At 50.9% G+C, this 13,866-nt stretch carries 13 protein-coding genes; 6 read left to right on the plus strand and 7 right to left on the minus strand.

The annotated features are described in order from the left end of the window. The first annotated feature begins 2 nt into the window (after nt 1-2). The 6 genes from KDM87_RS12190 (at nt 3) to KDM87_RS12215 (ending at nt 7,854) form a co-directional block, all read left to right on the plus strand. Nucleotides 3-2,015, plus strand: a complete 2,013-nt coding sequence (locus KDM87_RS12190; protein ID WP_212679352.1) for an ATP-binding cassette domain-containing protein — start codon at nt 3-5, stop codon at nt 2,013-2,015. After that, complete coding sequence (locus tag KDM87_RS12195) at nt 2,012-3,166, plus strand: ABC transporter permease (RefSeq protein WP_186885074.1); 1,155 nt, start codon at nt 2,012-2,014, stop codon at nt 3,164-3,166. Before KDM87_RS12190 ends, KDM87_RS12195 begins: the two co-directional genes overlap by 4 nt. 17 nt (nt 3,167-3,183) lie before the next feature. Then, a complete protein-coding gene (locus KDM87_RS12200; protein WP_212679353.1) occupies nt 3,184-4,341 on the plus strand; it encodes an ABC transporter permease in 1,158 nt (385 codons plus the stop codon). A gap of 39 nt (nt 4,342-4,380) precedes the next feature. Further along, nucleotides 4,381-5,160, plus strand: coding sequence for an enoyl-ACP reductase FabI (gene fabI, locus KDM87_RS12205; protein ID WP_212679354.1), 780 nt, complete (start codon nt 4,381-4,383; stop codon nt 5,158-5,160). Nucleotides 5,161-5,224: 64 nt separating this feature from the next. Continuing rightward, complete coding sequence (locus tag KDM87_RS12210; RefSeq protein WP_230407752.1) at nt 5,225-6,649, plus strand: bifunctional enoyl-CoA hydratase/phosphate acetyltransferase; 1,425 nt, start codon at nt 5,225-5,227, stop codon at nt 6,647-6,649. Then, nucleotides 6,646-7,854 carry an acetate/propionate family kinase gene (locus KDM87_RS12215; protein WP_212679355.1) on the plus strand — a complete coding sequence of 403 codons (1,209 nt, stop codon included), beginning with the start codon at nt 6,646-6,648 and terminating at the stop codon, nt 7,852-7,854. Before KDM87_RS12210 ends, KDM87_RS12215 begins: the two co-directional genes overlap by 4 nt. Here the strand turns inward: KDM87_RS12215 and KDM87_RS12220 are convergent. From KDM87_RS12220 to hemF, 7 genes are all read right to left on the minus strand, one after another. Further along, nucleotides 7,840-8,877, minus strand: a complete 1,038-nt coding sequence (locus KDM87_RS12220; RefSeq protein WP_212679356.1) for an acyltransferase family protein — start codon at nt 8,875-8,877, stop codon at nt 7,840-7,842. The genes KDM87_RS12215 and KDM87_RS12220 overlap by 15 nt on opposite strands. A gap of 21 nt (nt 8,878-8,898) precedes the next feature. After that, nucleotides 8,899-10,365 carry a ribonuclease G gene (rng, locus tag KDM87_RS12225; RefSeq protein ID WP_212679357.1) on the minus strand — a complete coding sequence of 489 codons (1,467 nt, stop codon included), beginning with the start codon at nt 10,363-10,365 and terminating at the stop codon, nt 8,899-8,901. Nucleotides 10,366-10,377: 12 nt separating this feature from the next. Continuing rightward, nucleotides 10,378-10,995, minus strand: a complete 618-nt coding sequence (locus KDM87_RS12230) for a Maf family protein (RefSeq protein ID WP_212679358.1) — start codon at nt 10,993-10,995, stop codon at nt 10,378-10,380. 17 nt (nt 10,996-11,012) lie between these two features. After that, nucleotides 11,013-11,483 (minus strand): 23S rRNA (pseudouridine(1915)-N(3))-methyltransferase RlmH, encoded by a 471-nt coding sequence (gene rlmH / locus KDM87_RS12235; protein ID WP_186897908.1) that lies wholly within the window; start codon nt 11,481-11,483, stop codon nt 11,013-11,015. A gap of 91 nt (nt 11,484-11,574) precedes the next feature. After that, nucleotides 11,575-12,279: a ribosome silencing factor gene (gene rsfS / locus KDM87_RS12240; protein WP_212679359.1), complete on the minus strand. Its 705-nt coding sequence runs from the start codon at nt 12,277-12,279 to the stop codon at nt 11,575-11,577. Continuing rightward, nucleotides 12,269-12,955 carry a nicotinate-nucleotide adenylyltransferase gene (locus tag KDM87_RS12245; RefSeq protein ID WP_212679360.1) on the minus strand — a complete coding sequence of 229 codons (687 nt, stop codon included), beginning with the start codon at nt 12,953-12,955 and terminating at the stop codon, nt 12,269-12,271. Before KDM87_RS12245 ends, rsfS begins: the two co-directional genes overlap by 11 nt. Beyond that, a complete protein-coding gene (gene hemF, locus KDM87_RS12250) occupies nt 12,946-13,845 on the minus strand; it encodes an oxygen-dependent coproporphyrinogen oxidase (protein ID WP_212679361.1) in 900 nt (299 codons plus the stop codon). Before hemF ends, KDM87_RS12245 begins: the two co-directional genes overlap by 10 nt. Nucleotides 13,846-13,866: the final 21 nt, after the last annotated feature.

A 13,866-nucleotide genomic window follows, 5' to 3' on the forward strand; every position in this document is an offset into this window, starting at 1 on the left:
TCATGAAACCTGATCAGCAGCCAGACGCGGATAGCGTTGCTGCACCATCTGCATCGTCCGCACCGGTGGTGGATGCGCGCGCACTCACTAAACGCTATGGCGATACCGTTGCCATGGATGGCATCAGTCTGCAGGTGCAGGCCGGTGAAATTTACGGTCTGATCGGGCCGGATGGTGCGGGTAAAAGTAGTTTGCTCAAAGCCGTGGCCGGTGTGCTTGCCCATGACGGCGGCGACTTACGGGTATTCGGCTGCCTGATCAATTCTGAAAAATCCAGCGAACAGATTAAAGACCGCATCGGTCTGATGCCGCAAGGGCTGGGGCAGAATTTATATGGTGATTTATCGGTAGAAGAAAATATCGATTACTTTGGTGGTTTACGTCTGCTGACCCGTGAAGAGCTGCGTACACGCAAGGAAGCATTGTTACGCAGCACCCGGCTTGAGCGTTTCCGTGACCGTCCGATGAAGAATCTTTCCGGTGGCATGAAACAAAAGCTGGGTCTGGTCTGTACCCTGATCCACGAGCCGAAACTGGTTATTCTGGATGAGCCAACGACAGGGGTTGATCCGGTATCGCGACGTGAATTCTGGAGCATCCTCTCGCGCCTGCTGAAGGAAAAAGGAATAACCGCGCTGGTATCAACGGCGTACATGGATGAGGCCAGTCGTTTTCATCGCGTCTCTTTGATGCATGCCGGGAAAATTCTGGCGTCAGGAGAGCCGGAAAATATCAGAACGCTCGCGCAAGGCGCTATTGTCAGCAGTGTTTGTGCTGATGCCTCGCAGCAGGTGGATGCGGTACATCGTCTGACGCAGACGTTCCCGCAGCTTGAAGTGCTCGGGCAAGATATGCGAATTTTTGTCGATCAGCCAGATCCTGCGTCAGCAAAAGCGGAAGTCGTGTCTTGCCTGCAAGGCATAGCGCAACAGCGGACTGAGGTGCTTGAGCCCGAGCTGGAAGATGTGTTTATCGCCTTGCTGAGAAAAAAAGAGCTGGTCGGCAAAGATGAAAAAAGCAGCGCAGCACAACCCGCCGCGCAACGGCATCCTGATAATGGTCTGGCGATAGAAGCGGTGAACCTGTGCCGCACGTTTGGTGAATTTAAAGCCGTTGATCAGGTCAGTTTTCAGGTGCCGCAAGGTGAGATATTTGGTTTGCTGGGCGCGAATGGCGCTGGAAAAAGTACCGTCATCAAAATGCTGACCGGAATACTGAGTCAGACCGATGGCAAAGGGCGGGTCGCCGGTGCCGACATGCGTACCGCAGGGCGCCAGATACGTGAACGTATTGGTTACATGTCGCAGGCGTTTTCCCTGTATCTGGATTTATCTGTACTCGAAAACATACGCTTATATGCCGGCATCTATGGTCTGACCCGGCAACAAACAGCCGCGCGTATGGATTGGATACTCGACATGGCTGGTTTGCGCCCCTTCGGTAAAGCACTGGCGGCCAGCCTACCTATGGGTTTGCGGCAACGACTGGCGCTGGGATGCGCGCTGATACACCGGCCACAAGTGCTGTTTCTGGATGAGCCAACTTCGGGCGTCGATCCTATGGGGCGACGCGCATTCTGGGATGTGCTGTTCCGCCTCTCGCGGGAAGAGAACGTGACGATACTGGTGACCACGCATTACATGTCGGAAGCCGAACATTGCGATCATCTGGCGCTGATGTATGCCGGTCGTATCGTCGCGGATGCTTCCCCTGATCAGTTAAAAGCCGATGTCGAAAAAGAGGCTGGCAAACTCTATGAAATTCAGACCGGCGATGCGCAGGCGGCTTTGGATCGTTTGCAGGCTGCAGGTTATTCAAGTGCTGCTTTGTTTGGTTCGCGAGTCCATGTGTTGATGCCTGACGATGAGCAGGCTTTGCGTCAGATGACGGAAGTGATTGCAGATACCGGCGTGCTGAAAGTCGCACCGAAACGTCTGGCGATGGAAGACGTGTTCGTGCATATCGTGACGCGTCTTGAAGCCGAAGATGCGAAAGCCAGAGGAGAAAAACGATGAATCTGCGCCGTATCCGGGTAGTCGCATTTAAAGAGTGGCGCGAAATCGTTCGTGACAGGCTGTTTTTTGCGCTGGCTTTTTTTGTGCCGTCTTTGCTGATGCTCTTGTTCGGTTATGGGCTGTCGCTGGATGTGGAAAATATTCCACTGGCGATAGTCGATTACGATCAGTCTGTCACTTCGCGTGACTATGCACATCGTTTTACAGATTCCCGTTATTTCTCATTTCAAGGTTATGCCAGGCATGAGAAAGAGGTGGAAAAGCTCGTTATTGATAATACCCTGCGGGCAGTGATTGTGATTCCGCCGCAGTTCGGACAAAATCTGAAAGCCGGGCGTTCTGCCGAAGTACAGACCTGGATCGATGGAACTTTCCCGTTCCGCGCTTTGACGACGAAAGGCTACGTGACGGCGATCAACGCGGCGATTAATGTGGAAAACTTATCCGCACATTTTTCTGCGATGACCGGTATCAGTCAGGAAAAAATACGCAGCAGTTTGCAACCAGTCAAACTGGAAACACGTTACCTCTACAATCAGGAGGTTAAAAGCATCTGGTCGGTTGCGCCGAAATTAATCATGGTGATCCTGATGTTATCGCCGCCATTTCTGACCGCACTGGGGGTGGTCAGGGAAAAAGAATCCGGCGCCATCTATAACGTGTATTCCTCGACCTTATCGCGCGGCGAATATCTGATCGGTAAATTGCTGCCGTATGTCGGAATTTCTATCGTCAATGCCTGTGCACTGAGCGGATTTGCGCTGCTGTTATTTGGCGCGCCATTTAAAGGCGACCCCTTGTTCTTCCTTATCTCCACGATACTGTATGTGATCTGCACAACGGGGATCGGTTTGCTGGTATCGGTGATGGTGAATACGCAGGTGGCGGCGATGGTGGGGACTGCTATTGTGACCGTGGTACCGGCGGTGCTGTATTCGGGAATGATCATTCCTATCCCCTCGTTATCGGCCATTGCCGCGGTGATTGCACATCTTTTGCCCGGGATGTATTACGCAGAAATTACGATAGGCAGTTTTTTGAAAGGCGTTGGTTTTGCCGCGTTGTGGATGGATTTGCTGATACTGACTCTTTATGCAGCCGCCTTATTTACCGCCGGATTTCTGGCGTTTCACAAACGCCCGGATAATTGAGTAACGAGGAAACTGACATGCTATTTTTGTTTGACCGGGTCTGGTGGAGCCGTTTGCAGGCGATGATCTGGAAAGAGTTATTGCAACTCTTACGCGATCCTGTATTGCTGGTGTTTGTGCTGTATGCATTCTCGGCGGATATTTATAACGCGGCGTCCGGCGTTTCGTTTCAGTTGAATAATGCTGCATTGGTATTGTTTGATCTTGATCGCAGCGCTGCATCGCGCGAACTCGCCGGACGCTTTATGCCGCCGGAGTTTCGCTGGGCAGGATCGATCGATCATGCAAAGCAAGGGCAGCAGTTGCTTGATGATGGCAAGGCAATGGCTGTGCTGGATATTCCTCCAGGTTTCGGCGCCGCGCTGACGCGCGGCGATAACACCGCTTTGCAATTGCAGATTGACGCGTCGAATTCTGTGCTGGGTTTTTTAGCTGCTGTTGACGCGACCCAGATCGTAGCCCGCTACGGGCTGGAGCAGGCGGCAGGCAATCTCGGTTTCAGTGCTGATTTATCTGCACTGGATGCCCCGGTCATCAACAATAACAGCCGGGTCTGGTTTAATCCGAATCAGAATGATGCCTGGTTTATGGGTATTTCAGAATTACTGAATGTCGTCACTTTATTTTCTATGCTGCTACCGGCAGCGGCGATGGTCAGGGAAAAAGAACGCGGTACGATAGAGCAATTGCTTGTCTCACCGTTGTCACCTTTGCAGATTATGATTCCAAAAATTGTGGCGATGGTGGCGGTGCTGCTGGGCGGAACAGCATTGGGTTTGTTTGGTATTTTAGTCCCGATCTTTTCTATTCCGGTCAGCGGTAGCCTGCTGTTATTTTTTGCTTTAACTACTCTGTACGTCAGCACGCTGGCGGGCATAGGAATCTGGATTGCAACGTTGACGAACAATATGGCGCAGGCCGGTATGATGGTGATACTGATACTGGCACCGATGATGTTTTTATCCGGTGCCTGGACGCCGCCCGAAGCGATGCCGACGCTGATGCGCTGGGGAATGTATGTGTCGCCGCTGTATTACTACATCAATGCCAGTTATGGCATTTTGATGAAAGGTGCAGGCATCAGCATATTGTGGCCTTTGTTTACGGGCATTCTTGTCATCGGTTGTATTGTCAGCGGTGCGACCATATTACGTTTCAAAAAACAGTTTGGTTAGAACGTATTTGAAGACTTGTGAATAAGAACAGGAATGAAAATGATAAATACAGGTGGCAGTTTTTCACTGGCAGGAAAGCGGGGCTTGATCATCGGTCTCGCCAATGAGCACAGCATTGCTTATGGCTGCGCGGCGGTGTTAAAAAAAAAGGGCGCCTCGCTGGTCGTCTCCTGTGTCAATGAGAAAGCGCAGACTTTTGTTGCGCCTCTGGCGGCAGAGCTTGAGGCGCCGCTGATAGTCTGTAATGTTGAGCAGGACGATGCGCTCGAATCTCTGGTGAATGCCAGCGTCAGTCATCTCGGACAGATCGATTTTCTGATCCATTCCATTGCCTGGGCACCGAAAGAGGATTTACACGGCAGGGTGATCGATAGTTCTGCTGCCGGTTTTTTGCAGGCCATGAATATTTCCTGCCACTCTTTCGCCCGGTTAGCGCGTTTATGCGAACCGCATTTAAGCCAGAGTGCAAGCCTGATCACGATGAGTTATCTGGGGGCAGATGAAGCCGTTGCAAACTACGGGCTGATGGGACCGGTCAAAGCGGCGCTGGAATCTCTGGTGCGATATCTGGCGATGGAAATGGGGCAGAGCGGCCATCGTGTCCATGCAATGTCACCTGGCCCGGTACCAACCCGTGCCGCATCAGGATTACAGGATTTTGACGCACTGATGTCCAAAGCTGTGGCACGTTCCCCGTTGGGGCGTTTGGTGAGTCTGGATGAAATCGGGCAGCTTGCAGCATTTCTTGTCAGTGACGCCTCTTCCGGAATGACAGGGCAGACGCTGTATGTCGATGCTGGTTATCATATTGTGAATTGATCGTTTCTTGCACCCGTCTGTTTTTGTTTTCCTTCCCTCGTTTATCTCTTTCTGGAATACCACTATGAATGACCGCATGAATAGCGATACCAATGTGCCTGACATGATAGTCAATGTGATTTATGACGAATTGCAGATCGGTCAGACTGCCAGTGATATCAAGACTTTGAGTAATGAAGATATACAGGCATTTGCGGCGATTTCGGGCGATGTGAACCCTGCGCATCTCGATCCTGAGTATGCCGGAAAAACTTTATTCCACGGAGTGATTGCGCATGGTATGTGGGGCGGGGCGCTGATTTCCAGTGTGCTCGGTACGCAGTTGCCGGGGCCCGGTACGATCTACCTTGAGCAGGATCTGCATTTTGTAAAACCTGTGCGCATCGGCGACACGCTGACGACGACGGTGACAGTGGCCGCAAAAGATGATGAAAAAAAACGCGTTACGCTGAGTTGTGAAATCGTGAATCAGCATGGTGCGCGAGTGGTGTTCGGAAACGCGCTGGTGATCGCACCTGTCGAGCGGGTCAGTCGCCCGCGTGCGCATTTGCCTACCGTCACTATGTTCGATCTGGGTGCCCGTCAGCAAAAATTGCTGGATAGTGTGCGTAGCCTGACCGCAGTACGATGTGCGGTGGTTCATCCGTGTGATGCCGATTCTCTGGCTGGCGCACTGGATGCCGCGAAACAAGGGCTGATCGTGCCTGTGCTGGTGGCACCGTTAGTCAAACTGAATGAAGTAGCACAACTCGCGCAACTGGATATTTCTGGCATCGAAGTGATCGACGTGCCACATAGTCATGCAGCAGCAGAAAAAGCAGTTGCGATGGCTGCTGCGGGTGAGGTGGAAGCCTTAATGAAAGGCAGCCTGCATACCGATGAATTAATGGCCGCTGTTGTTCATTGCCCCGCATTGCGTACTAAGCGACGGCTGTCTCATGTTTTTCACCTTGATGTTCCCATGTATCACAAGGTCTTGTTACTGACCGATGCCGCCTTGAATATTGCCCCTGATCTGCTGGAGAAAGCAGATATTCTGCAAAACGTGATTCAGCTCGCGCATGCACTGGGAACGGCGGAACCTAAAGTGGCGATCTTATCGGCCGTCGAAACAGTGAATCCAAAAATTGCCTCGACGCTTGATGCGGCGGCCTTGTGCAAGATGGTTGATCGTCGGCAGATTACCGGAGCGATTGTGGATGGGCCACTGGCATTTGACAATGCGATTTCTGCAGAGGCAGCGAGGATTAAAGGGATTACTTCTGTAGTCGCTGGTCAGGCTGATATTCTGATGGTTCCTGATCTTGAGTCCGGCAACATGCTGGCGAAACAATTTGAGTATCTTGCCGGAGCATCGACGTGTGGCGTGGTGCTTGGTGCACGCGTGCCGATTGCTCTCACCAGTCGTGCTGATGGGCCTGCTGCGAGGGTAGCTTCTGCGGCGCTGGTTAAATTACTGGCGCATGAATACAGAAAAAACACGCCATGAATAAGAGCGCGATTTTATCGGTGAATTCCGGTTCATCCACCATTAAGTTTGCGCTTTATCCGCTGCGTGACAGCCATGTGGATGCCGCCAGTATGTCCGGCATTGTGGAAGGTCTGGAACCTGGTGGGCAGCCGTGCATACGTTTCGACGTTGATGGTGTCAGACAGCAGTTTGTGCTGACAGAACTGGAGCTGGATGCCAATGGTGATGCGTTTGCCGCTGTACTCAAAGCTTTGAGGGAATTAATCGGGCAGCATAGTGCAGGCATACGTATTGCCGGAGTCGCCCACAGGATAGTGCATGGCGGTGCGCGCTATGCCGCGTCAGTGTTGATCGATGAAGACACCATGACTTATCTGCGGACGCTGAATATGCTGGCACCGCTGCATCAACCGCATAATCTGGATGGTGTGCTGGCGTTTCAGAAAGCTTATCCTGAAGTGCCGCAGATTGCTTGTTTTGATACGGGTTTTCATGCACAGATGCCTGTGACTGAACGTACGATAGCATTGCCGCAAAGCTTACGTGACGAGGGGATTTGCCGTTACGGTTTTCACGGATTGTCGTACCGTTACGTTGCTGGTCGTCTGCGCCAGAATTCAGAAAAGGCTGACCAACGCGTATTGATGGCGCATTTGGGCAATGGTGCCAGTGTCTGCGCCATGAAAGAAGGTCGTAGCGTAGCGACAACGATGGGCTTTTCTGCATTAGACGGGCTGATGATGGGAACCCGTTGCGGCGCACTTGATCCCGGTGTCATCCTGCATTTATTGCAGGCGGGATGGAATGCGAAACAACTGGAAAAAACCCTGTACAAGGAATCCGGGCTGCTGGGCGTTTCTGGTATTTCTGCCGATATGCGAACTCTACGCAGCAGCGATCAGGCGCAGGCCCAAGCTGCGATAGATTTATTTACGTATCGCGTCATCCGTGAAGCTGGCGCCTTAACCGCATGCCTGAATGGCGTCGATGTATTTGCGTTTACCGGCGGTATCGGTGAGCACGATGCTATCTTGCGACAGCAGGTCGGTGCAGGGCTGGAATATCTTGGTGTCAGGATAGATCGGGATAAAAATCTTGCCGCGCGAGGCGATGAAATCTGCGCAATTCATGCGAGTGACAGTCGGGTCGAGATCTGGGTTGTTCCAACCGATGAAGGGCGCATTGCCGCTATGGACGCTTTTGCGTTGCTATTTCCGGGCTAAACGCGTTTTCAAAGAGAAGCCCGCCGGTGGCATGAACAAATAACGTAAGCCGTGCAGCCCTGCTTTTGTTGACAACTGATATACGGCTATCGGTATCAGTAATCCTGCCAGGCTGCCGATGATTAAATGTGGTGCGGCGCTTTGTATGTGAAATAATTTACTCAACACTATCCTGACACCGCTACCGGTCAGGATATGCATCAGATAAATCGGCATTGAGCAGTATCCCAGCATCGCCAGCCATGTCAGCCACTGTTGCTTCCACTGTGCCAGTAACACCGCTGTGCTGCAGATCAATGCAATGCCAGCGATTGCCAGAGCCAGATTCAACGCAGACTTATCGGTATAGACCAGATGCAGCTGCGAATGAAACAGATATTCCAGCCCGGTGAACATCGCGACGGCGCATAGTGTTGCTGTGAGTGCGTGTGTTTTCAGTACGTCCTTCCAGTGCAAGGCTTGTGTTCCCAATACAAAGAAAATCAGATAACTGGCGATAAAATCCAGAGGGAAAGGGAGTTGCACAAATAGCTGTAAAAACCAGGCGGCAAGCGCTGTCAGAGGTAAGACCCAGGTGGGAACAGTTTCGTGGTCGCGATATAGCATCGCCATCAAAACGAAAATGGCAAATAACACATACAGAAACCAGAACTGCGCCCGCGGTTGCCAGAACAGCGATAACACTTCGCCAGTCGTTGTTGAAGAAGTGGTATATCCGGATAAAAAAACCTCGATAAAACCCTGCAGCAATGACCAGAGAATATATGGGTACAGCACGCTGTCAACTTTGTCGGCAATTAATCCGGTGCGACCATATTTTTGCAAGGATGGTAAAAAAAACAGTCCCGACAAAAAGAAGAACAACGGCATGTGGAAGCTGTAAATGACACTGTCAACCAGCTTGAACAGCCCGGCATCGACCTTGATGCCGGCATTGAATACACCGCGACTCACGTGACCGTACACCACTAACAGTATGCCCAGGCCTTTGGCGTAATCAACCCAGTGATCGCGGTTTTGCATGAAATAAAATAAGCAGAAAAATTACATCAGGATGATGTCGTATTGTTCCTGATGGAACACGTTTTCAACCTGCAGTGAAATTGGTTTACCAATAAAGTCACCAAGCATGGCCAGATGTTGTGATTCTTCTTCCAGGAACATGTCGACCACGACCTGCGACGCCATGATACGGAATTCACGTGGATTGAATTGTTTCGCCTCGCGTAATAATTCACGCAAAATTTCGTAGCAAATAGTGCGGGCGGTTTTCACCTGGCCTTTGCCATTGCAGGCCGGACAGGTTTCGCACAATACATGCGCCAGCGATTCACGGGTGCGTTTGCGTGTGACTTCGACTAAGCCCAGTGCGGAAAAACCAGACACAGACAGTTTGGTGCGGTCACGTGACAATGCTTTGTTTAACTCAGACAGCACGGCCGTTTTGTGTTCTTCGTTCTCCATATCGATGATATCGAGAATAATGATGCCGCCCAGATTGCGCAAACGTAGCTGTCTGGCAATCGCGTGTGCTGCTTCCAGGTTGGTTTTGAAGATGGTATCGTCAAAATTACGACCTGCGACAAAGCTTCCAGTGTTCACATCAATCGTCGTCATCGCTTCTGTCTGATCGACGATCAGATAGCCGCCAGACTTCAGATCGACACGACGACCTAAGGCGCGTTCAATTTCTTCTTCCACACCGTACAAATCAAACAGCGGACGTTCGCCCGTATAGTGTTGCAGTTTGGGTAGTACGGAAGGCATATAATGCCTGCCGAATTCTTGTAGCATCAGATAATTTTCGCGCGAATCGACTTGAATATTTTCTGTTTCTTCATTGACGAAATCGCGCAAGACTCTTTGGGCCAGATTCAAGTCCTGATACAGCAAGGTCGTTGGCGGCTGGGTTTTGCCAAGCTGCGTGATCGTAGCCCAGGTGCGGCGCAGGTAATCGACGTCAGCTTTCAAATCTTCATCAGACGCATCTTCTGCCATCGTTCTGACGATGAATCCGCCTTTTTCGTCTGCTTGTTGCAGACGCTGTACTTTGCTGCGCAATGCTTCGCGCTCTGCTTCATTTTCAATTTTCTGAGAGATGCCGATATGGGTGTCCTGCGGCAGAAACACCAGCATGCGTCCAGCAATCGAGATCTGGGTGGACAGGCGTGCACCCTTCGTTCCTATCGGATCTTTAATGACCTGAACGATGATGGCCTGGCCGTCAAACAGCAGCTTTTCTATCGGCGTCAGTGGTGCGTTCGAACTACCCTCCTGAGGGCGCGCATCCCAGATATCGGCAACGTGTAAAAAAGCTGCCCGCTCGAGCCCGATATCAATGAAAGCCGACTGCATACCGGGCAGGACGCGCACGACTTTGCCGAGATAAATATTGCCGACGAGGCCGCGGGATAGGGTTCTTTCTATGTGCAATTCTTGCACTGCTCCCTGAAAAATCAGAGCAACGCGGGTTTCTTGTGGCGTGATATTAATGAGGAGATTTTCGCTCATGAAGTTCAGAAATTAAGGGATAAAAATTCCAGACTGACGTAACACCTGGCAAGTCTCAAATAACGGTAATCCCATGATGCCAGAATAACTGCCATTGATGTGGGAAATAAAACGTGCTGCCGCACCTTGTATACCGTAGCCACCGGCTTTATCGTAGGGTTCTGGCGTGTCACAATAAGCTTGAATTTGCTGTTCAGTTAATGCCGCAAAGCTGACTTCCGATACTTGTGTTGCCGCGATAAGTCCATGCTCGTGTTGCGCAGCGATGCTGGTCAACACTTCATGGGTGTTACCTGCCAACAGCGTGAGCATCGATATCGCTTCGTCGCGGTTGGCCGGTTTTCCAAGTATTTTCTGATCAATCACAACGGTGGTATCTGCCGCCAGCACGGGGCGCACCGGCAGCTTGCGCAGGTGCATGACTTTCCATGCCATTTCAGCTTTTTCTTTGGTCACACGGCTGACATAGTCGTGAGGTAACTCTCCGGGTAATACAATTTCTGTTACGTCCGGACCACGCGGCGGTATATCTCTGAGCAGGAGTAATTCATATGCTATGCCGACCTGCGTGAGTAACTCGCGGCGGCGTGGACTTTTTGATGCGAGATAGATTTTATTTTCGCGTTGCATTTGATGGCTGACTTATTTTATACGCGGTGATAAGGATGATTTTGCGTGATGGACCAGGCGCGATACAACTGCTCGGCCAACACGACTCTGACCATGCCATGTGGTAAAGTCAGACTTGAAATTCTGATCAGTGTGTCCGCTTTTGCTTTGAATTCCGCATCCAGACCATCTGCACCACCGATGACAAAAACCACGTCACGCCCATCCTGTTGCCATAGACTCAGATTCTGTGACAGAGCGACACTGGTCCAGTCTTTACCGCGTTCATCTAATGCGATGACGCGCGCATTTTTTGGAATGACGGCTTCTATTTTTGTGCGCTCCAGTGCCATGACCGTTTCCGCCGTTTTGCTGCCAGAGCGTTCGACGGGCTTGATTTCTTTCAAGTGTATCCGGCATTCAGGCGGCATTCGTTTAGCGTATTCCTGAAAGGCCGTTTCTATCCAGTCTGGCATTTTATGCCCAACTGCGGCGATGATGAGTTGCATGATATTTTTTTAAAAACTGAAATGAGCTAAAGGTCTGGCGCAAACAAATGGCTGCACAAGGCAGCCATTTGATAATTCAGAACAGCGCAGATTACTCGACTGTTTTTTTACGGGCAGGACGTTTGGCTGCAGCTTCTTTTGCTGATGCCACCGCTGTTTTTGTCGCAGCGACTTTAATACGTCCACCAGTAGGAACTTTTGGTGCTTTCACTGTGCTGCCATCTGCTGCTTTACGGGTGGCTGGTTTGCGTGCAGGTTTTGCTTCACCATCCACTGTTTTCGCCACGCGTGGTTTGCGCGCAGGTTTTTTCTCATCGTCGATCGTGGTCTGAATCGCCATCATGTCATGAGTGACTTCGAGCGGTGCTGCTTTGCCTGCTGGTTTGCGTGTGCGTTTTGGTTTTTCTGCATCATCAGCCGCGCTTGCAGGTGCTGCCGCTTTTGCTGTGCGTTTTGCTGCGCCGAGTTTGACCGGTTTGTCGCCCCAGATTTCTTCGAGACGATAGTAGGCGCGGATCGCCGGTTGCATGATGTGCACAACCATGTCACCCAGATCGACCAGTACCCATTCACCCGTGGTTTCGCCTTCGACGCTGATGACCGTGCCACCATTTTCTTTGACCTTATCGCGGACAGATGCGGCCAATGCCTTGGTCTGACGATTTGATGTACCTGAAGCGACCAGAACACGGTCAAACAGGCTGGTCAGGTGCATAGTGTCAAACAATTGTATGTCTTGTGCTTTCACATCTTCGAGAGCATCAATGACCAGTGTTTGTAATTTTTTAATATCCATTATTTTGATAAATTGAATGTTGTTGTATGTAGTCTAGCACCTTGTGAGTGACTAGCAATCTGATTGTCGGGTTATGCTGTTTTAATTCTTTGCGCAGTTGGGTCGCGGATACATCAACGGCCAGACTAGAGTCCAGATAAGTTCCTCCTGCAGCACTGGCACGCATTTCTTGTGGACTTATCATTCTTTTCTGCCACTCTTTTGTCACTTCAGGGCAGGCGAGGTTGATATCGAATCCGGGACGACTTGCCGCACATAAATGCGCGACGCTGAATAAGTCTTTCCACTGATGCCATGTGTGCAGATTCAGCAATTGATCTGCTCCCATGGCAAAACAGATAGAAGCTTGCGCCCCCAGTTCTGTTCGCAGTTCGCGCAGCGTTTCTATGGTGTAGCTGGCGACATGGGCTTCTGCACGTCGTATTTCCTGCGCATCAATGATCAGCTTGCAGTCTGGCCAGTCTTCAAAAGCCAGCTTCAGCATGCTGACTCTTTGCTCTGATGTAGCCGTCAGAGCGGATTTTTGCCACGGTTGTCCGGCCGGGATAATGCGTAATTCATCTGGTTTAAGTACATCGCACAGGTGCTTTGCCAGTGCAATATGGCCAGTATGGACGGGATCAAAACTACCACCCAGAACCAAGGCGCAATAAGGATCTTTACTGCTTAAACCCATTCCCTGTGCACCAGAAAATGATTTGTTAATTGAGCCTCTGCACTGTCAGTTTCCGGAGTCCAGTTGTAACGCCATTTCACGACCGGAGGCATAGACATCAGAATGGATTCCGTCCTCCCCCCTGATTGCAGACCAAAATGTGTGCCACGATCAAACACGAGGTTAAACTCTACATAGCGCCCACGACGATATGCCTGGAAATCCCGCTCCCGCTCACTGTAGGAAAGTTCTTTGCGTTTTTCAAGAACTGGCAGGTAGGCGGGGATGAACGCGTCACCGACTGTTCTGGTCATCGCAAAACTTTGTGCGAAATCTAGTTCGTTGAAATCATCATAAAAAATGCCGCCGACACCGCGCGCTTCCTTGCGATGTTTTAAATAGAAATACTCGTCACACCATTTTTTGAAACGCGGATGTAAATCACTGCCAAACGGTGTCAGTGCATCTTTGCAGGTCTGATGAAAATGACGCGCATCTTCTTCAAAACCGTAATACGGAGTCAGATCCATGCCGCCGCCAAACCACCAGACGGCGTCTTTGCCTTCCGCGTGGGTGGTGAAAAAACGCACATTCATGTGTACAGTTGGTGCATAGGGATTGCGTGGATGCAATACGAGTGAGACACCCATTGCTTCCCATTTTCTGCCTGCCAGTTCCGGGCGGCTGGCTGCTGCTGATGGTGGTAAATTGTTGCCCATAACATGGGAAAAATTGACCCCGCCCCGTTCAAAAACATGACCCTCTTCAATCACGCGGGAAATACCGCCACCACCATCGGGGCGTTCCCAACTGTCGCTGATAAACTGATGGCCATCGGCAGCCTCAAGCGCGGCAACAATCTTCGCTTGCAACGACAGTAAATAATTTTTAACGGCTTGTGTATCGGTCATTTTACGTTGAACAGGGTGGTC

Source organism: Cognatundibacterium rivi (assembly GCF_018139565.1).
In the GTDB taxonomy this organism is placed as follows: Bacteria; Pseudomonadota; Gammaproteobacteria; order Burkholderiales; family Burkholderiaceae_D; genus Undibacterium; species Undibacterium rivi.

Excerpts from the sequence above, each read along its gene's own strand:
- KDM87_RS12220 (WP_212679356.1), bottom strand. The coding sequence starts at position 8,877 with ATGCAAAACCGCGATCACTGGGTTGATTACGCCAAAGGCCTGGGCATA.
- KDM87_RS12230 (WP_212679358.1), bottom strand. The coding sequence starts at position 10,995 with ATGCAACGCGAAAATAAAATCTATCTCGCATCAAAAAGTCCACGCCGC.
- rng (WP_212679357.1), bottom strand. The coding sequence starts at position 10,365 with ATGAGCGAAAATCTCCTCATTAATATCACGCCACAAGAAACCCGCGTT.
- KDM87_RS12245 (WP_212679360.1), bottom strand. The coding sequence starts at position 12,955 with ATGGGTTTAAGCAGTAAAGATCCTTATTGCGCCTTGGTTCTGGGTGGT.
- fabI (WP_212679354.1), top strand. The coding sequence starts at position 4,381 with ATGATAAATACAGGTGGCAGTTTTTCACTGGCAGGAAAGCGGGGCTTG.
- rlmH (WP_186897908.1), bottom strand. The coding sequence starts at position 11,483 with ATGCAACTCATCATCGCCGCAGTTGGGCATAAAATGCCAGACTGGATA.
- hemF (WP_212679361.1), bottom strand. The coding sequence starts at position 13,845 with ATGACCGATACACAAGCCGTTAAAAATTATTTACTGTCGTTGCAAGCG.
- KDM87_RS12215 (WP_212679355.1), top strand. The coding sequence starts at position 6,646 with ATGAATAAGAGCGCGATTTTATCGGTGAATTCCGGTTCATCCACCATT.
- KDM87_RS12210 (WP_230407752.1), top strand. The coding sequence starts at position 5,225 with ATGAATGACCGCATGAATAGCGATACCAATGTGCCTGACATGATAGTC.
- KDM87_RS12200 (WP_212679353.1), top strand. The coding sequence starts at position 3,184 with ATGCTATTTTTGTTTGACCGGGTCTGGTGGAGCCGTTTGCAGGCGATG.
- KDM87_RS12190 (WP_212679352.1), top strand. The coding sequence starts at position 3 with ATGAAACCTGATCAGCAGCCAGACGCGGATAGCGTTGCTGCACCATCT.
- rsfS (WP_212679359.1), bottom strand. The coding sequence starts at position 12,279 with ATGGATATTAAAAAATTACAAACACTGGTCATTGATGCTCTCGAAGAT.
- KDM87_RS12195 (WP_186885074.1), top strand. The coding sequence starts at position 2,012 with ATGAATCTGCGCCGTATCCGGGTAGTCGCATTTAAAGAGTGGCGCGAA.